Annotated in this window: 23 protein-coding genes and 1 tRNA gene; 3 read left to right on the top strand and 21 right to left on the bottom strand. The window is 68.5% G+C overall.

The features are described 5' to 3' along the window. Positions 1–60 precede the first annotated feature (60 nt). From E3O39_RS11370 to E3O39_RS11350, 5 genes are all read right to left on the bottom strand, one after another. Positions 61–585, bottom strand: a complete 525-nt coding sequence (locus E3O39_RS11370; RefSeq protein WP_134447964.1) for a hypothetical protein — start codon at positions 583–585, stop codon at positions 61–63. Beyond that, entirely contained in the window at positions 582–2,393 is a 1,812-nt protein-coding gene (gene treZ, locus E3O39_RS11365) for a malto-oligosyltrehalose trehalohydrolase (protein WP_134447962.1), read from the bottom strand. Before treZ ends, E3O39_RS11370 begins: the two co-directional genes overlap by 4 nt. Beyond that, entirely contained in the window at positions 2,390–4,768 is a 2,379-nt protein-coding gene (gene treY / locus E3O39_RS11360; RefSeq protein ID WP_134447960.1) for a malto-oligosyltrehalose synthase, read from the bottom strand. Before treY ends, treZ begins: the two co-directional genes overlap by 4 nt. Next, on the bottom strand, positions 4,765–6,975 hold the full coding sequence (glgX, locus tag E3O39_RS11355; RefSeq protein ID WP_134447958.1) for a glycogen debranching protein GlgX: 2,211 nt from the start codon (positions 6,973–6,975) through the stop codon (positions 4,765–4,767). Before glgX ends, treY begins: the two co-directional genes overlap by 4 nt. Positions 6,976–7,073: 98 nt before the next feature. Next, positions 7,074–8,108: an LLM class flavin-dependent oxidoreductase gene (locus E3O39_RS11350; protein WP_134447956.1), complete on the bottom strand. Its 1,035-nt coding sequence runs from the start codon at positions 8,106–8,108 to the stop codon at positions 7,074–7,076. A 195-nt stretch (positions 8,109–8,303) separates the two neighbouring features. Between E3O39_RS11350 and E3O39_RS11345 the strand changes: the two genes are divergently transcribed. Beyond that, positions 8,304–8,678 (top strand): glyoxalase superfamily protein, encoded by a 375-nt coding sequence (locus E3O39_RS11345; RefSeq protein WP_134447954.1) that lies wholly within the window; start codon positions 8,304–8,306, stop codon positions 8,676–8,678. Between the two features lie 37 nt (positions 8,679–8,715). Here the strand turns inward: E3O39_RS11345 and E3O39_RS11340 are convergent, their stop codons facing one another. The 5 genes from E3O39_RS11340 to E3O39_RS11320 form a co-directional block, all read right to left on the bottom strand. Further along, positions 8,716–9,135 carry a YchJ family protein gene (locus E3O39_RS11340; RefSeq protein WP_134447952.1) on the bottom strand — a complete coding sequence of 140 codons (420 nt, stop codon included), beginning with the start codon at positions 9,133–9,135 and terminating at the stop codon, positions 8,716–8,718. A gap of 67 nt (positions 9,136–9,202) precedes the next feature. Beyond that, positions 9,203–10,609: a phosphoribosyltransferase family protein gene (locus tag E3O39_RS11335; protein ID WP_134447950.1), complete on the bottom strand. Its 1,407-nt coding sequence runs from the start codon at positions 10,607–10,609 to the stop codon at positions 9,203–9,205. 178 nt (positions 10,610–10,787) lie between these two features. Next, positions 10,788–11,315: a NifU family protein gene (locus E3O39_RS11330; RefSeq protein ID WP_134447948.1), complete on the bottom strand. Its 528-nt coding sequence runs from the start codon at positions 11,313–11,315 to the stop codon at positions 10,788–10,790. Position 11,316: 1 nt separating this feature from the next. Continuing rightward, a complete protein-coding gene (locus E3O39_RS11325) occupies positions 11,317–13,287 on the bottom strand; it encodes a ferrous iron transporter B (protein ID WP_134447946.1) in 1,971 nt (656 codons plus the stop codon). Continuing rightward, complete coding sequence (locus E3O39_RS11320) at positions 13,284–13,580, bottom strand: FeoA family protein (RefSeq protein WP_241975426.1); 297 nt, start codon at positions 13,578–13,580, stop codon at positions 13,284–13,286. The genes E3O39_RS11325 and E3O39_RS11320 overlap by 4 nt, the downstream gene beginning before the upstream one ends. A 169-nt stretch (positions 13,581–13,749) precedes the next feature. Between E3O39_RS11320 and E3O39_RS11315 the strand changes: the two genes are divergently transcribed. Continuing rightward, positions 13,750–14,001: a DUF1653 domain-containing protein gene (locus tag E3O39_RS11315; protein ID WP_134447944.1), complete on the top strand. Its 252-nt coding sequence runs from the start codon at positions 13,750–13,752 to the stop codon at positions 13,999–14,001. 92 nt (positions 14,002–14,093) lie between these two features. On the opposite strand, the gene E3O39_RS11310 is transcribed toward E3O39_RS11315, so the two are convergent. From E3O39_RS11310 to rplU, 10 genes are all read right to left on the bottom strand, one after another. Beyond that, positions 14,094–14,169: transfer RNA gene (locus tag E3O39_RS11310), tRNA-Ala, on the bottom strand. A gap of 73 nt (positions 14,170–14,242) precedes the next feature. Continuing rightward, positions 14,243–14,620, bottom strand: a complete 378-nt coding sequence (gene rsfS / locus E3O39_RS11305; protein ID WP_134447942.1) for a ribosome silencing factor — start codon at positions 14,618–14,620, stop codon at positions 14,243–14,245. Between the two features lie 40 nt (positions 14,621–14,660). Next, positions 14,661–15,731, bottom strand: a complete 1,071-nt coding sequence (locus E3O39_RS11300; RefSeq protein WP_134564419.1) for a hypothetical protein — start codon at positions 15,729–15,731, stop codon at positions 14,661–14,663. 47 nt (positions 15,732–15,778) lie between these two features. Beyond that, on the bottom strand, positions 15,779–16,372 hold the full coding sequence (gene nadD / locus E3O39_RS11295; RefSeq protein ID WP_255454114.1) for a nicotinate-nucleotide adenylyltransferase: 594 nt from the start codon (positions 16,370–16,372) through the stop codon (positions 15,779–15,781). 13 nt (positions 16,373–16,385) lie between these two features. Further along, positions 16,386–16,532, bottom strand: a complete 147-nt coding sequence (locus E3O39_RS11290) for a hypothetical protein (RefSeq protein ID WP_241975425.1) — start codon at positions 16,530–16,532, stop codon at positions 16,386–16,388. 70 nt (positions 16,533–16,602) lie between these two features. After that, positions 16,603–17,871 (bottom strand): glutamate-5-semialdehyde dehydrogenase, encoded by a 1,269-nt coding sequence (locus tag E3O39_RS11285; RefSeq protein WP_134447934.1) that lies wholly within the window; start codon positions 17,869–17,871, stop codon positions 16,603–16,605. 52 nt (positions 17,872–17,923) lie between these two features. Continuing rightward, the gene (gene proB / locus E3O39_RS11280) at positions 17,924–18,709 is read right to left on the bottom strand and encodes a glutamate 5-kinase (RefSeq protein WP_134447932.1); all 786 of its coding nucleotides are present in this window, start codon (positions 18,707–18,709) and stop codon (positions 17,924–17,926) included. Further along, the gene (gene obgE, locus E3O39_RS11275) at positions 18,706–20,271 is read right to left on the bottom strand and encodes a GTPase ObgE (RefSeq protein WP_134447930.1); all 1,566 of its coding nucleotides are present in this window, start codon (positions 20,269–20,271) and stop codon (positions 18,706–18,708) included. Before obgE ends, proB begins: the two co-directional genes overlap by 4 nt. Before the next feature lie 79 nt (positions 20,272–20,350). After that, complete coding sequence (gene rpmA / locus E3O39_RS11270; RefSeq protein ID WP_066595878.1) at positions 20,351–20,608, bottom strand: 50S ribosomal protein L27; 258 nt, start codon at positions 20,606–20,608, stop codon at positions 20,351–20,353. An 18-nt stretch (positions 20,609–20,626) separates the two neighbouring features. Continuing rightward, positions 20,627–20,935: a 50S ribosomal protein L21 gene (rplU, locus tag E3O39_RS11265; RefSeq protein WP_134447928.1), complete on the bottom strand. Its 309-nt coding sequence runs from the start codon at positions 20,933–20,935 to the stop codon at positions 20,627–20,629. Between the two features lie 242 nt (positions 20,936–21,177). Between rplU and E3O39_RS11260 the strand changes: the two genes are divergently transcribed. Beyond that, a complete protein-coding gene (locus E3O39_RS11260; protein WP_134447926.1) occupies positions 21,178–21,450 on the top strand; it encodes a DUF4031 domain-containing protein in 273 nt (90 codons plus the stop codon). A 107-nt stretch (positions 21,451–21,557) separates the two neighbouring features. Here the strand turns inward: E3O39_RS11260 and E3O39_RS11255 are convergent, their stop codons facing one another. Beyond that, positions 21,558–24,263 carry an Rne/Rng family ribonuclease gene (locus E3O39_RS11255; RefSeq protein ID WP_134447924.1) on the bottom strand — a complete coding sequence of 902 codons (2,706 nt, stop codon included), beginning with the start codon at positions 24,261–24,263 and terminating at the stop codon, positions 21,558–21,560. Between the last annotated feature and the right edge of the window lie 6 nt (positions 24,264–24,269).

The raw sequence follows: 24,269 nt of genomic DNA, 5'->3' as shown, positions 1-24,269 counted from the left end.
CGTATGTGGTTTCGGCACGTGTGTGTGGGTCTGAAGCTGCGGGCATCCGCCCGATCCGGTTCACGTGGTCTGGCCGGCCTGGCCGGACGCGTCCGGCGGGCTCGGCACGTCGTCCGCTGCGTCGAGGAAGACCCGTTTATACGAGCGGCCGTCCGGCAGCTCGATGGTCTGGCTGGCCAGTTTACCCCGGCTCACCCGGAGATAGACGGCCTGGACGGTGATACCGAGCCTCGTCGCCGCCTCCGCGACCGAGTATCCGGGCAGTTCGGTCGGCACGGAACTCGGACGGGCCGATCGCTTCCGGCCTGCCTCGAGGCGGGCGGCGATCTCGGAATCCGAACCGCTCCACCGCCACCTGGCCGCCGGTGGTTTCAGCCCGGCCGCCGCCGCGATAGCCTCCCAGCCGGTACCGGCGGCGAGGGCGTCCCGCACCGCGGCGAGGGTCGCCGGGTCGGCGTCGAGGGCGAGCAGCAGCCGGCGGATGCCGCGTACGCGGTCGAGCGGGTCCGCTGCGGAATCGAGGGCCGCGAGTGCGGCAAGGGCCGTTCCGGTCTCCGCGGACAGGAAGCCGCGCTGACCGCTCACGAGGCCGCCTGGGCGAGGACGAGCACGGAGTGCGGTGCCAGCACGACGGACCCGTCATCCGCACGGGAGAGCAGCGCAGGCCCGTCCGTCCCGAAGTCGAGCAGCACGGCGCCGGTCCCGGCAGGCATGCGCCGGGCATCCGCTGCGAGGTTCACCAGGATCTCCGCGGAACCACGGACCAGGCGCAGCCAGGACCCCTCGGCGTCGTACTCGACACCGACCCGGTCAAGGCGCGGTTCCGTGAAGGACGGCACCTCGCGGCGCAGTTCTGCGAGCCGTCGGTAGAGGCCGAGCAGCCGTGCGGGTCCTGGACGCTCGGATTCGTCCCAGTCGAGCCGGGACCTCGTGAACGTCGCCGGATCCTGCGGGTCGGGCACGAGTGCGGGATCCCAGCCCATCCGCGCGAATTCGCTGATCCGCCCGGTCGCGGTCGCCGCGCCGAGTTCCGGCTCCGGGTGCGAGGTGAAGAACTGCCACGGCGTGGTCGCACCCCATTCCTCCCCCATGAAGAGCATCGGGGTGAAGGGGCCGAGAAGGGTCAGGGTCGCGGCGATGGCGAGCTGGCCTGCGTCGAGCGTGCCGGTCAGGCGATCGCCGGTGGCGCGGTTTCCGATCTGGTCATGGTTCTGGCTGCCGACGACGAGACGCCAGGCCGGCATCCGTTGCCTGTCGATCGGACGGCCGTGCCTGCGGCCGCGGAAGCTCGAGAACGTTCCGTCGTGGAAGTAGCCGTCGGTGAGGACCTTGGCGAGGGCGCTGAGCGGGGCGAAGTCGGCGTAGTAGCCGGTGGTCTCCCCGGTCAGTGCGACGTGCACGGCATGGTGGAAGTCGTCGCTCCACTGTGCGTCGAGGCCGTAGCCTCCGGCCTCCGCCGGGGTGATCAGGCGTGGATCGTTGAGGTCGGACTCGGCGATCAGGGTCAGCGGGCGACCGGCGAAGGCACTGAGCGCGGCGACCTCCCCGGCCATTTCCTCGAGCAGGTGGGTTGCCCGATCGTCGCGGAGGGCGTGCACGGCGTCGAGGCGCAGCCCGTCGACGTGATATTCGTCGAGCCACATCAGGGCGTTGTCGATGATGTGCCGCCTGACCGGATCGGAGTCCGGTCCGTCGAGGTTCAGCGAGGAACCCCAGGTGTTCCCGGCCGCCTCGCTGAGGTACGGCCCGAATTCCGGCAGGTAGTTCCCACTCGGCCCGAGATGGTTGTAGACGACGTCCTGGATCACTCCGATGCCGGCCTGGTGGCAGGCGTCGACGAAGCGCTGGTAGGCGGCGGGTCCCCCGTAGCCCTCGTGGACGGCGTACCAGAGCACGCCGTCGTAGCCCCAGTTGTGGGTTCCGTTGAAGGCGTTGACCGGCAGGAGCTCGACGAAGTCGATCCCGAGTGAGACCAGGTGGCCGAGGCGTGCTGCCGCGGCGTCGAGGGTGCCCTCCGGGGTGAAGGTACCGAGATGCAGCTCATAGATCGTGGCGCCCGCGAGCTGGCGGCCGGTCCACCGCGAGTCCTGCCAGGCGTGCGCGCCGGGGTCGAAGGTGCGGGACAGGGCATGCACGCCGTCGGGCTGGCGGCGGGAACGCGGGTCGGGGAACGGCCCTGCGCCGTCGATCACGAATCCGTAGTCGCGAGGCTCTGCCCGGCCGTCGGACATCCGCAGGCGCCACCAGCCGCCCTCCGCCCTGGCCAGGGACCGGGTGACCGGTTCCCCGGCAGAGCCGGGGGCGGTGTCGCGCAGGAACAGGTCGACCGCCTGGGCGTGCGGCGCCCAGACCTCGACATCCCAGGCCTCGTTGGTGGGCTCTGCTCTGCTCATCTGCCGGCCTCCCCCGTGACGATCGGTGATTCGATCCCCTGGCCCGTGCCCTGATCCGGCACGAGGAGGGCGACCGGGTAGCGGCGCAGCAGGTCGCGCACGAGGAGGGTGCCGCCGGCGAACCGTTCGCCGGTGAGGACGTCGGTCACCGGGATGCCGGCGAGCACGATCGTGGTGTCCCGCCAGCCTCCCTGTGCTGCGAGGCCGAGCGGAAGCCGGGTGGCGACCGTGACGGCGTCGCCGCGGTCGAAGGCGAGCAGGTGTGCCGCGGCGGCGCCGTATGCCGGAACGGCCGCGTGGCGGAAGAACCGTTCGGGGGCGTCGCGGCGCTGGCGCAGCGCGCGGCTCGTGACGAGCATCTTCGCGGCGCCGGTCTCGTCGATGGGCGGCAGCCATCCGTCGTCGATACGGGCGAGGATGCCGCGGCGGACGGTGTAGTCGACGGGGCGCCGGTTGTCCGGGTCGACGAGGGAGGTCTCCCAGAGTTCGCTGCCCTGGTAGACGTCCGGTGCTCCCGGCATGGTGAGCTGCACGAGCTTGGCCGAGAGGGAGTTGCTCCAGCCCGCCTGCCGCACCCGTTCCACGAAGTCCGTGAGGGCGGCCGTGACGGTGGGGTCGTCGAAGGCCGCGGCGACCAGGGTCTCGAGCTTCTCCTCGAAGGCGGCGTCCGGGGCGTTCCAGGTCGTCGACGTTCCGGATTCGCGGGCGGCCTTGAGCGCGTATGCGCCCAGGCGTTCGCGGCTGGCCGGCCAGGACCCGACGACCGCCTGCCAGAGCAGGTTCTCGAGCGGGCCGTCGCCGAGCGGCACATTCGTGCGAAGCGTGTCCAGGGTCGCCTCCCACTCCGCGGGGATCTCGGCGATGACGGTGATGCGGGCGCGGACGTCCTCTCCCCGTTTCGTGTCGTGGGTGGAGAGCGTCGTCATCGAGTCAGGGAAGGTCGCCGCCCTGGCCTGCTGGCGCGCGTGGAAGGTATCCGCATCGATGGAGAATTCCGAGGGGTCTGCTCCGACCTCGTTGAGCGAGGTGAGCCGGCTGTAGCGGTAGTACGCGGTGTCCTCGACGCCTTTGGCCATCACCATGCCGGAGGTCTGCTGGAACCGGACGGCAGCGGGGGTCCGCGGGTCGGCCAGCACGGCCAGGAGCCGGCCGATCGTTCCGGCGAGGTCCGGCCTGCGGTCGGACGCGCGCCGTGCGGCCTCGTCGACCAGCTCGAAGCCGAGCGGGAGGTAGGAGCGGTACACCGGCATGGCGGTGAGCAGCTCTGCGAGGGCGTCGACCGCCTCCGGCCCGGGGATCCCGGGGATGAGGCGTGCGATCCTGCGCACCTCTGAGCCCAGGATGCCGTCGGCGATGCCTCGTTTCCGCTCGGAGACGAGCTCGGCCCAGGTCTGCGGGCGGCCGTTCTCCCCCGGTTCCGGGGAATCGTCCTGCAGGCGTTTCTCGAGGGCGTCGAGGGCCGGCCGTCCCGCCGGGTCGACGAGGATCCCGTCGACGTCGGCGAGGGCGTCGTAGCCCGTCGTGCCCCTGGTGGACCAGCTCGTCGGCAGGGTCTCGTCGCCCTCGAGGATCTTCTCGACGAGCACGTACGTTCCGTCGGTCGCCAGGCGCAGCCGGTCGAGGTAACCGCCCGGGTCGGCGAGGCCGTCGGGGTGGTCGACCCTGATGCCCTGAACGAGGCCGTCCCGCACCCAGCGAACGATCTCGCGATGCGACTCGTCGAAGACCCAGGGAACCTCGACGCGGATGCCCGCAAGGCTGTTCACGGCGAAGAAGCGCCGGTAGTTGAGGTCCCGGTCGGCACGGCGCCAGTTGACCAGCGTGTAGTGCTGCCTCGAGTGCACGGTCCGGGGATCGGCGCCGTCGTCGGCCGTGCCGGGGAGGATCGGGAACCGGTGGTCGTAGTAGTGCAGCTCGTCGCCGACGATCTCGAGCCGGTCGAGTTCGCTGCCCTCTCCCGCGTCGCCGAGGGCCGGAAGCAGGATCTTTCCATCGCCCGCCGCCCAGTCGACGTCGAACGCCTCCGAATAACGGGAGTCCTGCCCGAATCGGAGCAGGTCCCACCACCAGGCGTTGCGGTGCGGGTCGTCGACGCCCATGTGATTGGGCACGATGTCCACGAGGATGCCGCGCCCGGCATCCGCCACCGCTGCAGCGAGCAGGCGGAGCCCCTCAGGCCCGCCCCTGGCGGGGTCGATGGCCGCGTGGTCGACGACGTCGTAACCGTGGTCGGAGCCGTCGGCGGAGGTGAGGAGCGGCGAGAGGTAGATCCAGTCCGCGCCGAGGCCGACGATGTAGTCGAGGACCCTCTCAGCGGCGGCGAGGTCGAAGGCCGCGGTGATCTGCAACCGGTAGGTCGAGTGCGGGATCCTCATGGTTCGACCGGGTGGTCCGGGTTGAGCGCGAGCGCCGTCGGCGTTCCGGCGAGGCCGGCGAGGGAGGCTGCCACGGAATGGTCAGGCGCGACCTCGGGCGCCTGGTAGGCACGCAGCACGACGACGGACCGGGACTTGACGGTCTGGATCGCGCCGGCCGGGCGCGGGATCGCGTCGGCGCCTTCGCCGGCCGTGTCGACCACGATCTCCCACTGCGGGGCGTAGATCGCAGGGGGCAGCCGGAATTCGACGTCCTCGGCGTCCGTGTTGAAGCACACGAGGAAGTTGACGTCGACGACGGGCTGGCCGCGATAGTCACGTTCCCGGATGCCGTCGCCGTTGAGGTACATGGCGACCGTGCCTGCCCTGCCCTCGTCCCAGTCCTCCGTGCGCATCTCCTCGCCGTCGCTGTTCAGCCAGACGATGTCGCTCAGGGTGTCGCCGTCGGCGGCGCGGACGTTGGGATGTCCGTCGAAGAAGCGGCTGCGGCGGAAGGTGGGGTGGTCCTTGCGCAGCCGGGAGATCGCGGCGGTGAATTCGATGAGCGGCTGGTCTGCCGTGTCCCAGTGGATCCAGCTGAGCTCGGAGTCCTGGGCGTAGGTGTTGTTGTTGCCCTGCTGGGTGCGGCCGAGCTCGTCGCCGTGCAGGAGCATCGGCACGCCCTGGGACAGAAGGAGGGTGGTCAGGAAGTTGCGGTGCTGCCTGGCGCGCAGGGCGAGGACTTCCGCGTCGTCCGTCGGGCCCTCCGCACCGGAATTCCAGGACCGGTTGTGCGACTCACCGTCGTTGTTGCCCTCGCCGTTGGCGTCGTTGTGCTTCTCGTTGTAGGAGACGAGGTCGGAGAGGGTGAAGCCGTCGTGCGCCGTGACGAAGTTGATCGAGGCCACCGGACGCCGCCCGGAGTGCTCGTAGAGATCCGCGGAGCCCGTGATCCGCGAGGCGAACTCTCCGAGGGTCGACGGCTCACCCCGCCAGAAGTCGCGGACGGTGTCCCGGTACTTCCCGTTCCATTCCGTCCACTGGGCCGGGAAGTTGCCGACCTGGTAACCGCCGGGGCCGACGTCCCACGGCTCGGCGATGAGCTTCACCTGGGAAACGATCGGATCCTGCTGGACGAGTTCGAAGAAGGTGGAGAGCTTGTCGACGTCGTAGAGGTCCCTGGCCAGGGCGGAGGCCAGGTCGAACCGGAAGCCGTCGACGTGCATCTCGATCGCCCAGTACCGCAGGGAATCCATGATGAGCTGGAGGACATGGGGGTGGCGCACGTTGAGCGTGTTTCCCGTGCCCGTGTAGTCCATGTAGTACCGCTTGTCGTCGTCCATCAGACGGTAGTACGCCTCGTTGTCGATGCCCTTGAACGAGATGGTCGGGCCGAGGTGGTTGCCCTCTGCGGTGTGGTTGTACACGACGTCGAGGATGACCTCGATGCCGGCATCGTGCAGGCTGCGCACCATTCCTTTGAACTCCTGCACCTGCTGGCCGCGATCCCCCGTTGAGGAGTACGCGTTGTGCGGGGCGAAGAAGCCGATCGTGTTGTAGCCCCAGTAGTTGCGGAGCCCCTTCTCCTCGAGCGTCCCGTCGTTGACGAACTGATGCACCGGCATCAGTTCGATGGCCGTGACTCCGAGTTTCTGCAGGTGGTCGATGACCGCGGGATGCGCGACCCCCGCGTATGTGCCGCGCTGCGACTCAGGGACGAGCTCCATGAGCTCGGTCAGGCCCTTCACGTGGGCCTCGTAGATGAACGATTCGCTGTACGGCGTGCGCGGCGGGCGGTCGCCGAGCCAGTCGAAGAACGGGTTCACCACGACACCGAGCATCATGTGCGACGCAGAGTCGTCGTCGTTCCGGGAATCCGGGTCGCCGAAGTTGTAGGAGAAGAGCGACGGATCCCAGTCGATCGTCCCGGAGGTGGCCTTGGCGTACGGGTCGAGCAGGAGCTTGTTCTCGTTCAGGCGGTGTCCCGTTGCTGGGTTGTAGTCGCCGTGCACCCGGTAGCCGTACCGCTGCCCCGGCTGCACGAGCGGCAGGTAACAGTGCCAGATGAACGCACTCGACTCGATGACCTCCACCCGGGTCTCGGTGCCGTCATCGTCGAAGAGACACAGTTCGACGCGTTCCGCCGCCTCGCTGAAGATGGCGAAGTTCGTTCCGGTTCCGTCGAACGTCGCTCCGAGGGGGTACGCGGTGCCTGGCCAGGTTTCCAAGGGACTCCTTATGCTGATTTCCGGTGGATGCGCTCACCCGAGCGGGCAGGCGGCACCCCTTGTACGCTACCGCGTCACGAACCTCCCCAGCTGGAAGATCAACCCAGCGCGTCCCGCACCAGCGGAGCCACCCGGGTGCCGTACAGCTCGATGCTCGACATGAGTTTCTCGTGGCTGAGGGTGCCGAGGCTGTACTTCAGGTCGAAACGCGACAGGCCGAGGCCCTGCGCCGTCGTGACGATCTTGGCCGCCACGGTCTCCGGCGAGCCCACGAACAGGGCGCCCTCCGGTCCGGCATCGTGTTCGAACTGGGCGCGGCTCACGGGACCCCAACCCCGCTCCCGCCCGATGCGCTCCTGCATCGCGGCATAGTGCGGCCACATCTCCTCGCGCGCCTGCGCATCCGTTTCGGCGACGTACCCCGGGGAGTGTTCACCGATCGGCTGGGTCGGACGCTTGAATTCGCCGAGGGCGCGGTGGTAGAGCTCGACGAGGGGTGCGAAGGCGAGGGGTGAGCCGCCGATGATCGCGAGCATGAGCGGGAGCCCGTAGTGGGCGGCGCGGACAACGGACTGCGGGCTGCCGCCGACGCCGACCCAGGTGCGCATGGACCCGGACTCCGTCGGCGGGTACACGCTCTGGTCGGTGAGCCCCGCGCGGGTCGTTCCCGTCCAGGTCACCGGTTCTTCCTTGAGGAGTTCGGCGAAGAGGTTGAGTTTCTCTTCGAAGAGCCGTTCGTAGTCACCGAGGTCGAGACCGAAGAGCGGGAAGGATTCGGTGAAGGAGCCGCGGCCGAGGATGACCTCCGCGCGGCCGTTCGATACGCCGTCCAGGGTCGCGAAGCGCTCGAACACCCGGACCGGGTCGTCGGAACTCAGCACCGTCACGGCAGATCCGAGCCGGATGCGTTCGGTCCGCCCTGCGATCGCCGCGAGCACGACCTCGGGCGCCGAGACCGCGAAGTCCGTGCGGTGGTGCTCCCCGATGCCGAAGAAGTCGAGGCCGACCTGCTCGGCGAGGACCCCTTCAGCCACGACGTTGCGGAGCACCTGCGCCTGGTGCAGGGGCGCGCCGTCGGCATCCCAGGTCACGTCTCCGAAGGTGTCGAGTCCGAGTTCAAGCTCCTGTGCCATGCCATGCTCCTCTGTTGCCGGTCGTGGTGTTGCCGGGTCTGGTCCTGCCGCGCATCCCTGCACATGTCTATGCAAATGCATCCACTACCCGAACCTCCGGCACCACGCTGGTATTCCGCCCGGATCGCATTATCGTGTCAGCATCCGTCTTTCATCGCCACGTCGCGTCGCACGCCCCCCACGAATGGAGAAAGCATGGACTGGAAGATCGAGCTCATCTTCGTTCCCGTGACCGACGTCGACCGGGCGAAATCCTTCTACGTCGATCAGGTCGGCTTCCATGCCGACTTCGATTCCCAGGTCAGCGACACGCTTCGTTTCGTGCAGCTGACCCCGCCCGGTTCCGCGTGCTCGATCGCATTCGGCACCGGGATCACCGATATGGCACCGGGCTCCCAGCGTGGGGTGCAGGTCGTCGTGCCGGACGCGGACGAGGCCTGGCGGCATTTGCGCGACCACGGTGTCGACGCCACGCCCGTCGATGAGCAGCCCTGGGGTCGCTTCGTGACCTTCGCCGATCCGGACGGAAACGCCTGGACGCTCCAGGAGCTCCCTCCGCGCGACTCGTGACCGGGCCCTCCCGCGCCCGGTCGGGGCACGGGTCGGGTCAGACCTCGGCGTCGACGTAGTACCAGCGCTGGGCGACGCGGGTGAAGCGGCTCACCTCGTGTTGGGCGCTCCGCACACCGCCCTGGCGGCAGTATGCGGTGAATTCGACCACACCGGTCGAGTCGAATGGTCCGCCCTTTTCGGTGCGTTCGATATCGAGACGTGTCCAGTGGAGGGTGTCGTCGAGTTCGAAGTGCGCGGGTCGGGTGCTCGGATGCCACGAGTCGAGCAGGTAGTCCACGTCGCCGACGGCGAAGGCGGAGTAGCGCGATCGCATCAGGCGCTCAGCCGTCGGTGCGGAACTGACCCCGGCGTGCAGCGGGCCGCAGCACGCCGAATAGCGCTCGCCGCTCAGGCACGGGCAGTGTTCCGGGCGTTGCGCGTGCGGATCGGCGCGGGGGTCACGGGGGTTCGGCACAGCACCATTATCGCCGCCGCCGGAAGACCGGGGCGAATTCCGGGCAACGGGATCAGGGGCGAGGAGATCAGTACTGGACGTCCGACTCCGGTTGGGCGCGCACCTCGGTGGCGTCGTCACCCTCCGCAACGCCGACCAGCCCGGCAGCCTCGCCGGATTCTCCGGTCTCGGCCCCGGCCAACAGGTAGGACACGAACCAGTCGCACGCGAGGTTCGCCGCGGTGGCGAGGGCTCCGGGTTCCTCGAAGAGGTGGGTCGCACCCTCGACGACCGCGAGCCGGTTGCGACAGCGCATCCGGGTCCTGGCCCGGCGATTGAGGTCGAGCACGCCCGGGTCTGCGCCGCCGACGATCAGGAGCGTCGGGGCCGTGACCTCGGGGAGCCGGTCCCCCGCGAGGTCGGGACGGCCGCCGCGGCTGACGATGGCCGCGAGCCGTTCGTCGGCGTCGGCAGCGGCCCAGAGCGCGGCGCCGGCACCTGTGCTCGCACCGAAGTAGCCGATCCGGCAGGACCGGGTGTCCGGCCGGCCGAGGAGCCACTCGGTCGCCGCGGCCAGGCGCCCGGCGAGGAGCCCGACGTCGAACACGTTGGCCCGGTCTGATTCTTCCCCCGGCGTGAGCAGGTCGAGGAGCAGGGTGCCGAGGCCGGCGCGGTGCAGGACGTCGGCGACGAACTGGTTGCGCGGGCTGTGGCGGCTGCTCCCGCTGCCATGGGCGAACACGACGACCGCGGGGGCGTTCTCGGGAAGGTACAGGTGCCCCTCGAGGACGACCGTGCCGACCGGGATCTCCACGTCACGGTCGAGCCCGGATCCGCCGGCATGGCGTCCGGAACGGATCCGCCTGGCGGCGGCGTCCAGCAGCGCGGTCACTTCGTCGTCGGTTGTGGCCGCGAAGTCGATGTAATGGTTGCCGACGGCCACGAGGCGGCGCGGCACGTTCACGCAGACCAGTTCGTCGAAGCTCGTGAGGTCGAGCAGCGCTTCCGCCGAAGCCACCGGGACGGCCAGGATCACCCGCGTTGCGCCGTGCAGCCGGGCGACGTCCCCGGCGGCGCGCGCCGTCGCACCCGTCGCGATCCCGTCGTCGACGATGACGACGGTGTGACCGCGCACGTCGACCCGTTCCCTGCCCTTGCGCAGCTCCGCGACGCGGGCGTCGAGAATGGCCCGTTCGTGGCGTTCGACCGTCGCGAGCTCGTCCGCGCTGATGCTGGCCATCGAGAGGATGTCCGGGTTGAGTTCCCTGACGCCGTCCTCGCCGATCGCTCCCATCGCGAGTTCCGGCTGGAAGGGAACGCCGAGTTTTCGGACCACGATCACGTCGAGCGGCGCGGCGAGAACCCTCGCGACCTCCGCAGCGACGGGCACCCCTCCCCTGGGCAGGCCGAGCACGATCGTGTCGGTACCCCGCAGGTACTCGAGCCGCTCGGCAAGCTGCCGGCCGGCATCCACCCGGTCACTGAACAGGACCATCGCCCCCACCTCCTCTGGACTGCAGAATCGTTCACCATCATGGTCCGGTGCGGCGAATCGCAATAGGGCGTGTTCGAGACGGGCACGGCCGAAAGCCGATTCATTCCGCGGTCGGAATGAATCCCGGAGGGGTGGCGGATCGCCGAAAGGCGCACCGGCGACCGGGTGGACGAGCGATTCAGACCGCCACGAGCGAGCGAAGTCCGGGGTGGAGGTCGCGCAGGGCGCGCTCGACGCGGGCGTGCAGGGTGAACCCGACGGCGGGACATCCGCTGCAGGAGCCGGTCAGGCGCACCGTGACGACCTCGTCGTGTGCAGAGACGAGCTCGACGACGCCGCCGTGGGAGCGGATGAAGTCGCCGACGCGCCCGGACAGCACGGTGCGGGCCGCCACGGCGAGGTCGGCGTCGCGCGTGCCGGGAGTCCCCGCAACGGCAGGAACCCACTCCGCGGGATTCTCGAGGGCGGCGTGCAGCGCGCTCCGCACCGCCGCGCCCTCCGAGGACCAGCTGCAGGTCGCGGAAAGGCACGTCGTGACGGAGCCGGCACCGACCGTGAGCCCGGTGAGCACGCCGGTGTCGAGCAGGCGACCGAGGTCGCCCGGTGCCGATCGGACGGCACCGGTGAATCCGAGCGAACCGGGCGGCATCGCCCAGCGGAGCGCCTCTGGGCGGTCGTGCACGGCTTCCGGGTGCAGCGGGATCATCTCAGGCCGTCCCGGTCGCGAGTGCGACGATGCCGTGGACGATCCACGCCGAGCTCCAGGCCAGCACGAACATGTACCCGAACGCGATGGCCGGCCACTTCCAGGTGCCGGTTTCCCGCTTCATCACGCTCACCGTGGACATGCACTGCAGCGCATACACGAAGAAGACCAGAAGCGCGGCGATCGTCGGGGCCGTGAAGACCCGGTCGCCGGCATGGGCGCCGTCGGTGTACGTCATGGCGGAGAGGGCAGCGGACGGGTTGTCCGGGTCGTCGGCTGCGGCGATCTGGCCGAGCGTTGCCACGAAGGTCTCCCGCGCGGAGAGGGAGGCGACGACGCCGATGTTGACGCGCCAGTCGAAGCCGAGCGGCGCGAAGACCGGTTCGACGGCACGGCCGATCGAGGCCGCCGCACTGTGGTCCATCACGAAGGACGTCACCGCGCCCTCATCCGTGACGTCGACACCGGATGCCGTCAGTTCTGCGGTCGAGTGCAACGGGAAGTTCAGGAGGAGCCACAGCACGATCGTCGTGAGCATGACGATCGTTCCGCACTTGCGCAGGAAGGCCCGGGACGAATCCCACATCGTGAGGCAGATGGACCGCAGCGTCGGGACGCGATACGGCGGCATCTCCATGTAGAACGGCATCAGGAGGCCGTTCCGGTCCTGCACGGTCTTCACGATCCAGGCCGCGAGCATGGCAGACACCGCCCCGAGAAAGTAGAGGCAGAACATGATGACGCCCTGGGTCTGCAGCGGGCCGATGCGGGACTCCGGGCTGACGAGCATCCCGATCAGGAGGATGTAGACCGGCAGCCGTGCCGAGCAGGTCATCAGGGGCGCGCCCATCATCGTCGCGATGCGGTCCTTGGCCGACGGCAGCGTGCGGGTCGCCATGATCCCGGGGACCGCGCACGCGAAGGAACTCATCAGCGCGACGAACGCCCGGCCCTCGAGCCCCGCCCGCGACATGATGCGGTCCATCAGGAACGCGGCCCGGCACATGTAGCCGACGCCCTCGAGCAGGGAGATCAGCAGGAACATCAGCATGATCTGCGGGATGAAGACGACGACGGCGCCCACCCCTCCGATGATCGCGTCACCGAGCAGGCCCGCGAGCCAGGGCACCGGCACGAAGACGTCGACCAGTCCGGCGAGCCAGCCGAAGAACGTCTCCACGAGTCCCTGCAGGGGTGCTGCGAAGGAGAAGATGATCTGGAAGAAGGTGACCATGACCGCGATGAAGATCGCGGTGCCCCACACCGGGTGCAGCAGCACCGCGTCGATCCGCTGGGTGGTCTTGTCGGGCTGCGCCGGGCGGTACTCGCTCGCCAAAAGGATGGATTCGGTCCAGGCCTCGAGCTCGGCCGGGTCTGTCGGTGGATCGAGCACGGGCACCGACCAGTTCCGCCAGCCGGCGATCTTCGTGCGGAGTTCGGGGATGCCGATGCGCCGGTTGCCGATCACCCGGACCACCGGCACGCCGAGGGCCCGTTCGAGCCCGGCGATGTCGAGGCGCCCGCCGCGGGTGATGAGTTCGTCGGTGAGGGTCACGGCGATGCACACCGGCCGGTGCAGGCGCAGGACCTGCGACACGAGCCGCAGTGACCGCCAGAGCGTCGTCGCGTCGATCACGACGACCAGGGCGTCGGGCGATTCGACCCCGGTGAGCCGGCCCTGGAGCAGGTCGGTGACGATCTGCTCGTCCGGACTCACCGGCTCGAGGCCATAGGTGCCTGGCAGGTCCTCGACGACGAAATCCTGGCCGCCCGAGCGGAAGACGCCGACGGACCGGCCGACGGTGACGCCGGGATAGTTGCCGGTCTTCGCCCGGAGTCCTGTGAGGGCGTTGAAGATGCTCGTCTTGCCGGCGTTCGGGCTGCCGACGAGCGCCGTGCGCGGGGCGCCGGTGACGACGGTGCCGCCGGTCGGTCCGCCGTGGCAGTCCTGCCCGCTCGATGCGTCCGTCACAGAGTCGTTGTCACGCGGATGCCGCGGGCCTGCGCGAGTCGGAGGCAGATGTCGTAGCCGCGGACCCGGTACACGGCAGGGTCTCCGAGCGGCGCCCGGCGGAGGAGCTCGATCCTGGCGCCGGCGACGAAGCCGAGGTCACCGAGGCGACCGGCGTACGGGGCCGTACCGTGGTCTCCCACATCGATGATGCGGGCAGGCACTCCGATCGGCAGCGCCTCCAGGCCGCAGGGGTTCGACAGCGGAGGTGTGGTGGCCGCAGGCGATCCGTCTACCCGGCTGGACACTCTCACTTCACGTTCTCCTCGGCGTCGTCGGGTCTCCCCGCCGACTGCGGAGCGCTCACCCTCAGCCTAGCTGAAGTTAGGGCAGGCTTACCTACTCCCGCTCCCGGCCGGGTGGGTTCGCCCGCTCGCTCGCTGCGCCTATGCCGGATACTGGGTTCGGAAAGCGGGAGCGAAAATGACAGGAATAACGCCAGGGCGGTACCGGCACTACAAGGGCAATCTGTACGACGTGATCGGCGTCGCCCGGCACTCGGAGACCGAGGAGGAGCTCGTCGTCTACACGGCGCTTTACGGCGATCGTGGCCTGTGGGTGCGTCCCCTGGTGATGTTCCTGGAGTCCGTCAACATCGACGGACAGGCGGTTCCCCGGTTCACCCCGATCGACACCGACAGCGGAGCACACTCCGTGCTGGATATCCGGGACTGAATATTCCGAGCTGAATATTCCGAGCTGACATCGTGCTGGAAGCAGCTCTGATACAGGAAAAGCCCCGACCGAAGTCGGGGCTTTTCCTGTCTTGGTGGATCCGAGGGGATTCGAACCCCTGACCCCCTGCATGCCATGCAGGTGCGCTACCAGCTGCGCCACGGACCCAGATTGTGTTTCAGGTTTTCCCCCGAAACAACTTCTCTAGGCTACTACATGCGGAAGCCTGTTGTGACCACTGTCAGTCCTGGACCTTGTGGACGGGCAGTTCGATCGGGATGACGGGGCAGTCCTTCCAGAGTCGCTCGAGGGAATAGTACACGCGCTCCTCCTCGTGGAAGACGTGCACGACGAGGTCGCCGAAGTCGACGAGAACCCAGCGACCCTCAGCGCGGCCTTCGCGGCGCAGCGGCTTGTGACCGGCTGCGGTGAGCTGGTCTTCGATCTCGCCGGCGATGGCGACGACGTTGCGCTCGGAGCGGCCGGTGACGATGAGGAAGATGTCGGTCAGTGGGAGAGGGCTGGAAACGTCGATCGCGACGAGGTCCTCCCCCGCTTTCGAGTCTGCGGCGGCGGCGGCCAGCTTGAGGAGCTCGAGAGCGTGGGCAGAAGCGGTCATCGAATGAATCCCTGTGTTAGTGAAAGCGAGTGAAATGGCATTAAAAGATGTGGAGGAAGTAGCCGACCGCGAACAGGGCCAGCACGCCGACGGCGAGCACGCCGACGGTGACGGTGAGAACGGTGGGAAGCGTGAGTCCGCGCTGTTTCGGCGGGGCCATGACGCCTCGGGTCGACGCGTGGGTGCTGACGGCGCGACTGGCGCTCACCGGGACGATCCCGTTGCGGTGGCCGCCCTCGTCGAGCTGGTCGAGCATGCGGTCCATCTCGGAGGAGTCGTAGACGTTGGGGTGCACCCCGGTTTCGCCGAGGCTGCGTGGCAGGTCGATCGAGCCCGTGATCATGATTTCACCGGTACTCGTCAGCGGACCAGAGGAGTTGCCCTGGTGCGGGATCGAGGGAAGGATCAGCGCGTTCGTCGTGGTCGGGATGCCGCCGGCGCTCACGCCCTGGTTCACCAGCTGGTCGAACGGGGCGAGCGTCTCGAACCCGGGCAGCAGGTCGTTCTCTTCGCCGCGGTCGAGCGACCAGTGCCCGACAGGAGGGTGCAGGGAGCCGGGACGGGTCTCGCCGAGGGGGCTCGGCGCGACGTCGACCATGAAGGCGATGGGTTCCGGCTCGACCGGGGGACCCTGCGGGCGGACATTGTCCTGCTCCTCGGCGCGGGAAGCTGGCGTAGTGAGGGGTCGGGATGCGGTGAGCGTCGCGACGGCCGCGAGCAGGGAATCCTCGGCCGGAGGCGCTTCGGCGGCTTGCAAGGCGCGGAGTTCGCGCCGGGTCAGGGTGTGCTCGCGGACCGGAACGTCCGCGGCAGTCCCGGCGCTGGTTTCACCGGGAGTCTCGACGGCGTCGGTCGTTGCGCCGGATTCCGGCGCCGCCGGGGTTTCAGCTTCGGCTTCAGCTTCGGCTTCGGGAACGAGCTCAGCGAGGATAACGGGTCCGGATTCGGCCGCGGGTCCACCGGTCGACGGCAGGACCAGAAGAGACTCGGGCTCGACAGTGGGGGCATCCGCTGACGGGGCCGCCGGGGTGACCGGTTGCGCGGGCTGCGTGTGGTGCGGGGAGTGTTTCTGCGCAGCGGAGGGCGCGTCGGGCTGGTGCCCGTTTGCCAACTCGCGCGCTTGACGACGCGTCAGTGGCGGTGGGTTGATACCCAACGTCATGCCACACTCCGATACAGATGATGCTTTGAGATGTACTGGACGACCCCGTCGGGAACCAGATACCAGACCGGGAAACCCCGGTTCACGCGTGCACGGCAGTCGGTGGACGATATCGACAATGCCGGAACTTCCAGCAAGCTTACGTCCTGGTTCGGCAATCCCGAAATGGTGAGCTCATGTCCCGGTCGACTCACAGCGACGAAATGGGCGAGGTCCCAGAGTTCCTGCACGTCTTTCCAGCTCAGGATCTGGCGGATGGCGTCGGCACCGGTGATGAAGAACAGTTCGGCATCAGGGCGCTGGGCGTGCAGGTCGCGCAGGGTGTCGATCGTGTACGTCGGGCCGACCCTGTCGATGTCGACGCGGCTCACGGTGAAACGGGGGTTCGACGCCGTCGCGATCACGGTCATCAGGTAGCGGTGTTCGGTTTCGGTCACGTCGCTCTTCTGCCACGGCTGCCCGGTCGGCACGAAGACGACCTCGTCGAGGTGGAAGCTCTGCGCCACCTCACTCGCGGCGACGAGGTGGCCGTGGTGGATGGGATCGAAGGTGCCGCCCATGACGCCGATGCGGGGGCGGCGCTCAGTCACGGAGACGGTGTCCCTAGTGCTCGTCGACGCGGCCGTGCGCTGCGGCGTATGCGCGCGCCTTTTCGGCGTGGCGGTTGGCGACATCGCGGTAGGACCAGACGACCCCGCCGAGGGCGCCGAAGGTGACCAGGGCAATCAGGCCGTAGACGAACGTCGGCATATACACTCCTTTTCTGCGGGACGGCACGCGTGACGTGCAGTACCGCACCATTCTAGTGGGGCCGTTCGGACTAGGCCCGCACCTGTCCGCTGCCGCGCACGATCCACTTCGTGCTCGTGAGTTCCTGGAGTCCCATCGGGCCTCGGGCGTGCAGTTTCTGGGTGGAGATGCCCACCTCGGCACCGAAGCCGAATTCGCCGCCATCGGTGAACCGGGTCGATGCGTTGACCATGACGGCCGCGGAATCCACTTCGTTCAGGAACCGTTCGGAGTTGACGATGTCGTTCGTGATGATCGACTCGGTGTGGCCCGTCGAATACCGGCGGATGTGCGCGAGCGCCCCATCGAGGCCGGGAACGACCGCGACCGCGAGGTCGAGGCTCATGTATTCCGTCTCCCAGTCGAATTCGGTCGCGGGGACGGCGTCCGGGAAGAGCGCCTGGACGCGGGCGTCGCCGTGGATGGTGACCCCGGAGGCGGCGAGACGACCGAGGACGGCAGGCAGGAGACGGTCAGCGGCGCCCTCGTGGACGAGGAGGGTCTCGACGGCGTTGCAGACGCTCGGGCGCTGCACCTTCGAGTTGTGCACGATCTCGACGGCCCAATCCCGGTTGGCGCTCTCGTCGAGGAAGATGTGCACGACGCCGGCACCGGTCTCGATGACCGGGACCTTCGACTGGGTGACGACGGCATTGATCAGGCCGGCGCTTCCGCGCGGAATGAGCACGTCGACCTGGCCGCGGGCCTGCATGAGTTCGGTCGCGCCCTCGCGCCCGAAGGGATCGATGGTCTGCACCACGTCCCCCGGCAGGCCGACGGAGTCGATGGCCGACTGGAGGAGGGCGACCAGGACCCGGTTGGTGTTCTCGGCGGCGGATCCGCCGCGGAGGACGACGGCGTTGCCGCTCTTGAGCGCGAGCGCCGCGATATCGACGGTCACGTTGGGCCGCGCCTCGTAGATGACGCCGACGACGCCGAAGGGCACCCGCACCTGGCTGATCTTCACACCGTTGGGCAGGCTGCTGCCTCGGACGACCTCGCCGACGGGGTCTGTCAGGAGCGCGATCTGGAGCACAGCGTCCGCGAGGCCGGCCACGCGGGCCTCATCGAGGGTGAGCCGGTCGAGGAGACCGGTACTGAGTCCGTTTGCGGCGCCGGCGGCGAGGTCGTCACGGTTCGCCGCGAGGATGTCTGCCGTGTTCCTGCGCAGGGAGTCCGCGATCGCGGTGAGCGCCCTGTTCTTCTGCGAGGTCGGAGTGGACGCGAGGACGATCGAGGCCCTGCGCGCCGCATCGAGGGTCAGGGTGAGCCGGAGGGAGTCGACGGGTGACTGCAGCATGCCGGTAGTTTACGGCACGTTTCCCACCCCCGCGGGGCCAGGACCGGACAGGTTACAGCCGGGGAGTCGGTTCGAACCAGGTGCCGACGTAGTCGCCGCGCAGGGCCTGGGCGACGAGCCCTGTCGAGGTGACCAGCACGGCCGTTCCTGCTTCCGCTGCAATCCGGGCCGCTGACACCTTCGTACCGGCCCCCCCGGTGCCGACACCGGAGGAGCTCGCGCCGAATTCCACGCCGGGAAGCCGGTCGCCTGCCGCGATGTGCGGGATGCGTTCCGCCCCTGGGAGATGCGGCGGGCGGGTGTAGAGGGCGTCGACGTCGCTCAGCAGCACGAGGAGGTCGGCTCCGATCAGGGTCGCGACGAGGGCCGCGAGCCTGTCGTTGTCGCCGAAGCGGATCTCGTGGGTGGCGACGGTGTCGTTCTCGTTCACGATCGGGAGGATCCGCAGCCCGAGCAGCCGGTTCATCGCGCGGCGCGCATTGGACCGGTGTGACGGGTTCTCGAGGTCGCCGGCGGTGAGCAGCACCTGCCCGGCGATGATCGAGTAGCGACGGAGACTGTCCTGGTAGCGGAAGATCAGGAGGTTCTGGCCGACGGAGGCCGCGGCCTGCTGGGTTGCGAGGTCGGTGGGCCGTTCCTCGAGGTTGAGGTACGGCATCCCGGTCGCGATCGCACCGGAGGAGACCAGGACGATCTCGGCGCCGCGGGCGTGCGCCTCGGCGAGGGCGTCGACGAGCGGGGAGATCTGCGACACGTTCGCTCCGCTGATCGAGGATGACCCGACCTTCACGACGATGCGTGCCGCCGTCTTGATGTCGTCCCGCCCGAGGACGCTCACTCGGAGTCTTCCTGGCTGCTTTCCGAGCCTGCTGGGGCGCTCTCGCCGTTGTACTCGACCTCGCCAGAGGTCCACATTCCGGCGTCGCGCTCGCGGATGAGCTCGGCACGGGCGGCCGCCTTGGCGTCCATCCGGCCGAAGTACTCTTCCCGGCGCTCGCTGCTCGTGCGACGCTTCGAGTCGTCGAGGCGGGTGTCGGTGCCGCGGGGGGCCGTGATGAGCTCCGCCGTCGACGTGAGAGTGGGCTCCCAGTCGAAGACGACACCGTTGCCTGCGCCGATGATCACGGTCGAGCCGGCGACGGCTCCCGCCTTGAAGAGTTCGTTCTCGATGCCGAGCTTGGCCAGGCGGTCGGCGAGGAAGCCGACGGCCTCGTCGTTGGTGAAGTCGGTCTGCTGCACCCAGCGCTCGGGCTTGGTGCCGATGATGCGGTAGATGTTGCCGAACGAGCCGCCCTCGACCTTGACGACGAAACCGCTGTCGTCGACGGCCTTGGGACGGATGATGATGCGCGGCTTGGCCGCGAGTGCGGCGGCGGACTCGATGCGGCCTGCTTCGACGAGTTCGGCGAGGGCATAGTTCAGCTGGCGGAGGCCCTCGTGGCTGACGGTGGAGATCTCGAAGACGCGGTAGCCGCGGGCTTCGAGGTCTGCCTTGACGAAGTCCGCGAGTTCGCGGGCCTCTGGAACGTCGATCTTGTTGAGCGCGACCAGCTGGGGACGGTCGAGGAGGGGTTTCTGGCCTTCGGGAACCGGGTAGGCGCCGAGTTCTCCGAGGATCACGTCGAGGTCGCTGAGCGGGTCGCGGTCGGGGTCGAGGGTCGCGCAGTCGAGGATGTGCAGGAGAGCTGTGCAGCGTTCGACGTGGCGCAGGAATTCGAGGCCGAGGCCCTTGCCCTCGCTCGCGCCCTCGATCAGGCCGGGAACGTCTGCCACCGTGTAGCGCACCTCGCCGGCGTCGACGACGCCCAGGTTCGGGAACAGGGTCGTGAAGGGGTAGTCGGCGATCTTGGGCCTCGCGGCGGACATGGCCGCGATCAGGCTGGACTTGCCTGCGGAGGGATAGCCGACGAAGGCGACGTCCGCAACGGTCTTGAGCTCGAGCTGGACATCGCCTTCCCAGCCGTAGGTGCCGAGGAGTGCGAAACCGGGGGCCTTGCGCTTCGAGGAGGCGAGTGCGGCGTTGCCGAGCCCGCCCTGGCCGCCGGGGGCCACGACGATCCGGAAACCCGGTTCGGTCATGTCGGCGAGTTCGTTGCCGTCGACGTCCTTGACGACGGTGCCGAGGGGTACGGAGAGTTCCATGATCTCGCTGCTGAAACCGGCGCGGTGGTCGCCCATGCCGGGACCGCCGTTGACGGAGCTGCGGTGCGGGGACCGGTGGAAGCCGAGGAGCGTGGTCACCTGGGGATCGGCGACGAGCACGATGTCGCCGCCGTTTCCGCCGTTGCCGCCGTCGGGGCCGGCCAGGGGCTTGAACTTCTCCCGCTTGACGGACACACAGCCGTTGCCGCCGTTGCCCGCGCGCAGGTGCAGCGTGACCTGGTCAACGAATGTGGCCATGGGGGTGCCCCTTTCAGGTGGCGTAAAACAAGCAGAGGGCGAGCCGAAGCCCGCCCTCACGCTTACAGATTGTGGATGCCTACGCGGCAGCCACCACGATGTTGACGACCTTGCGGCCACCCTTCGCGCCGAACTCGACCGAGCCGGCCTCGAGGGCGAACAGCGTGTCGTCGCCACCGCGGCCGACGTTCACGCCGGGGTGGAAGTGGGTGCCGCGCTGGCGGACGATGATCTCGCCCGCTCCGACAACCTGACCACCGAAGCGCTTCACGCCGAGGCGCTGGGCGTTGGAGTCGCGACCGTTGCGAGTGGAACTCGCACCTTTTTTGTGTGCCATTTGTTCTGCTCCTCGGGCCTAGGCGATGCCGGTGACCTGAACGCGAGTGAGCTCCTGACGGTGCCCCTGACGCTTCTTGTAACCGGTCTTGTTCTTGAACTTCTGGATGACGATCTTCGGGCCGCGGAGGTCGTTGAGGACCTCGGCGGTCACGGTGACTTTGGCCAAAGACTTCGAGTCAGAGGTGATCTTGTCGCCATCGACGAGGAGCACTGCGGCCAGCTCGACGTTGCCGTCCTTGTCAGCCTTGATTCGGTCCATCGTTACGATGGTCCCGACCTCTACCTTCTCCTGCCGCCCACCGGCGCGCACAACTGCGTAAACCACGTTACGTACCTATCTCTGGGGAGCCGTGAGGCCCCGATTCCTATGATGGAAAGTTACTGCGTAAACGGCCCAAGTCGGCCCGTCTCTGTCAGAAAACCTTAGGTGTCAGCGCGGGCTCAGGCCCAACGCACACCAACAGTCGAGTTTAGCTGATCAACCTGCCCCGGTCAAACTGGGGCTGGGATCGACCGGGGATCGCCTGCTCCCCCGGCACAACGCTGCGGGGAACATACAATCTTGGTATGACCGTGTTGATAGATCAGCCTACATGGCCCGCGCACGATACGGTCTGGTCGCACCTCGTCAGCGACGTGTCGCTCGAAGAATTGCACGGTTTCGCCGCGGCGAACGGCATTCCCCTGCGGGGTTTCGACCTGGACCACTATGACGTGCCCGCGCACCGCTACGAGGCCCTCGTGGCGGCTGGGGCGCTTCCGGTGGGCAACAGGGAGCTCGTGCTGCGCTTGCGCGCGAGCGGGCTCCGCGTGTCCGGACGCGAACGCTCCGGACGCTGAACCCACCGCGGCCCGGCGGCGTGTCTCGGCGTGTCGCGGGTACGGAAAACGGCGGCCGACCGAAGTCGACCGCCGTACGGCCCCGATGTCCCTGGGCTCGTGCTGAACTAGTTCTGCGTCTCCCGTGCCGGCAGCACGATGGGCTGCGCGTTCGACGTCGAGCCGCCGGCCGTCGTGACCCTGCGGCTGCGCGAGCGGCCCTGGCCGGGCTGCTTGGGCTCAGGGAGCGACTCGAGCACCGAGTCGAGCAGCTGGTCGGTGACCTGCTTGCTCACGGTACGACGGGCGCGGGACGACTTCCGCACCGGGATGTCGAGGATCTCGACGGAACCGGTGTTGGCCTCCGTCAGGTCCGCGGCAACGGCCTGGGTGATGCTCGGCGCCTCCACGGGGGCGGATGCCTCGGCGACGGGCGTGACCGTGGGCTCGACCGGGGCTGTGGACTCGTTCGCGTGCACCTCCTGCTCTGCGGAGACGGGGACGGACGCGGGGGCATCCGGCACGTGGATGATCGGGATGGACCCGGTCAGGGCGCGCGGGATGGTCCTGGCCGCGATCAGGGCGAGTGCGTGCTTGGCGTCCTCGGTGATCCCGTGCGTACCCGATGTGGCCTTCGCCTGCTCGGACACGGAGCCGTTGGTGCCGGAGTTACCGCCGCGGTGGCCGTTGTTGCCGCCGTTGCCGTTCCCGTTGCCGCCGTTGCTCCCGTTGCCGTTGCCGTTGTCGTTCCCTGAGTTGCCCGACTTGCTGCGCGGGCGGCGCTCCTGGGGCGGCTGGGCGGTCTGGCGGTGCTTGGTGACGGGGTCGTGGTGGATGACGACTCCGCGGCCCGCACAGGCCTCGCAGTTCTCGCTGAACGACTCGAGGAGTCCCAGTCCGAGCTTCTTGCGGGTCATCTGCACAAGCCCGAGCGAGGTGACCTCCGCGACCTGGTGCTTGGTGCGGTCGCGGCTCAGGCATTCGAGCAGGCGGCGCAGCACGAGGTCGCGGTTGGTCTCGAGGACCATGTCGATGAAGTCGACGACGATGATGCCGCCGATGTCGCGCAGCCGGAGCTGACGCACGATCTCCTCTGCGGCCTCGAGGTTGTTCTTCGTGACGGTTTCCTCGAGGTTGCCGCCGGAACCGACGAACTTGCCCGTGTTGACGTCGACGACGGTCATCGCCTCTGTGCGGTCGATCACGAGGGAACCGCCGGAGGGCAGCCAGACCTTGCGGTCGAGGGCCTTCTCGATCTGCTCGGAGATGCGGTACTCGTCGAAGGCGTCGTTTTCGCCCTCGTAGCGCTCGACGCGGTCGACGAGGTCGGGGGCGACCTGGCCGAGGTAGGTCTGGATCGTCTCGCGGGCTTCGTCCCCGGAGATGACCATCTTCTGGAAGTCCTCGTTGAAGACGTCGCGCACGATCTTGATCAGCAGGTCGGGCTCACCGTGCAGCAGCGCGGGCGCCTGGACAGTGTCGACGAGCTTGGAGATGGATGCCCACTGCTCGGTGAGGCGGTTGACGTCGAGCGTCAGCTGCTCGTCGGTGGCACCTTCCGCGGCGGTACGCACGATCACGCCGGTGTTGTCCGGCAGGACCTCTTTGAGGATCTTCTTGAGGCGGGCACGCTCGGTGTCCGGAAGCTTGCGGCTGATGCCGTTCATCGAGCCGTTCGGCACATAGACGAGGTACCGGCCGGGAAGCGAGACCTGGCTCGTGAGCCGGGCGCCCTTGTGGCCGATCGGGTCCTTCGTGACCTGGACGAGCACCTTGTCGCCTGGCTTGAGCGCGAGCTCGATCCGACGCGCCTGGTTGCTGTTGGCGGCATGTTCCGCCGCGGCTTCCCAGTCGACCTCACCGGAGTACAGCACGGCGTTGCGGCCGCGTCCGATGTCGACGAAGGCGGCTTCCATGCTCGGGAGCACGTTCTGTACCCGGCCGAGGTACACATTCCCGATCAGGGATGCGTCCTGGTTCTTGGCGACGTAGTGCTCGACGAGTACGCCGTCCTCGAGGACGCCGATCTGGATCTTGTTGTGTTTGGCCCGAACGACCATGACCCGGTCGACCGATTCACGGCGGGCGAGGAACTCGGCCTCCGTGATGACCGGACGGCGACGCCCGGCGTCGCGGCCGTCGCGGCGGCGCTGCTTCTTGGCCTCGAGGCGGGTCGAGCCCTTGATCCGCTGCGGCTCGGTGATGAGCTCGGGTTCGCGCGGAACGCGGACCCGGACGACGGTGTTGGCGGGGTCGTCGGCACCGGAGCGGTTCTCGTCGCCTGGCCTGCGGCGGGCGCGGCGGCGGACGGTCGACGTCTCGTCCGGGTACTCATCGCGGTCCGAGCGGCCGTCGGGACGGTTGTCCGAGCGGCTGTCCGAGCGGTTGCGGTCGTGACGGTTCTCCGCGCCGTTGTCCTGGCGGTTGCCCGAGCGGCTGTCCTGACGATCCCCGTCTGGGCGGTTGCCGTCCTGACGATCGTCGAAGGCACGCGAATCGTCGCGCCTGGCTCCGGCACGTGCCGGAAGCGGCACGATGTTCGGCGCCTGGAAAAGAAGAGAGGTCGAGGGCCTGCGAACCGGCTGTGCGGGTTCGACGGGCGGAGTCGGCTGGTCCACGGTGGTGTCCTGTTCGGCTGGGGTCGTCGCGGTGGACGCCCAGGGTGCGGGCTCCCCCTCGAGGAATGGTGCTGTCGGTGCCTCCACGGCGTCGGTCGCGGCGCCGGGTACCGTGGCCGGTGCTTTTGTTGGCGCGATCGCCGCGGCGGCTACACGCCGACGGCGGGATCCGAACAGACCTTTGCGTTTTTTGGTGTTTTCGTTGTCTTCCACCATTACTGG

Source organism: Cryobacterium sp. MDB2-A-1, from assembly GCF_004402675.1.
In the GTDB taxonomy this organism is placed as follows: domain Bacteria; phylum Actinomycetota; class Actinomycetes; order Actinomycetales; family Microbacteriaceae; genus Cryobacterium; species Cryobacterium glucosi.
Note: the sequence above shows the minus strand (reverse complement) of the source record. Positions and strands in the feature narration are given on the sequence as shown.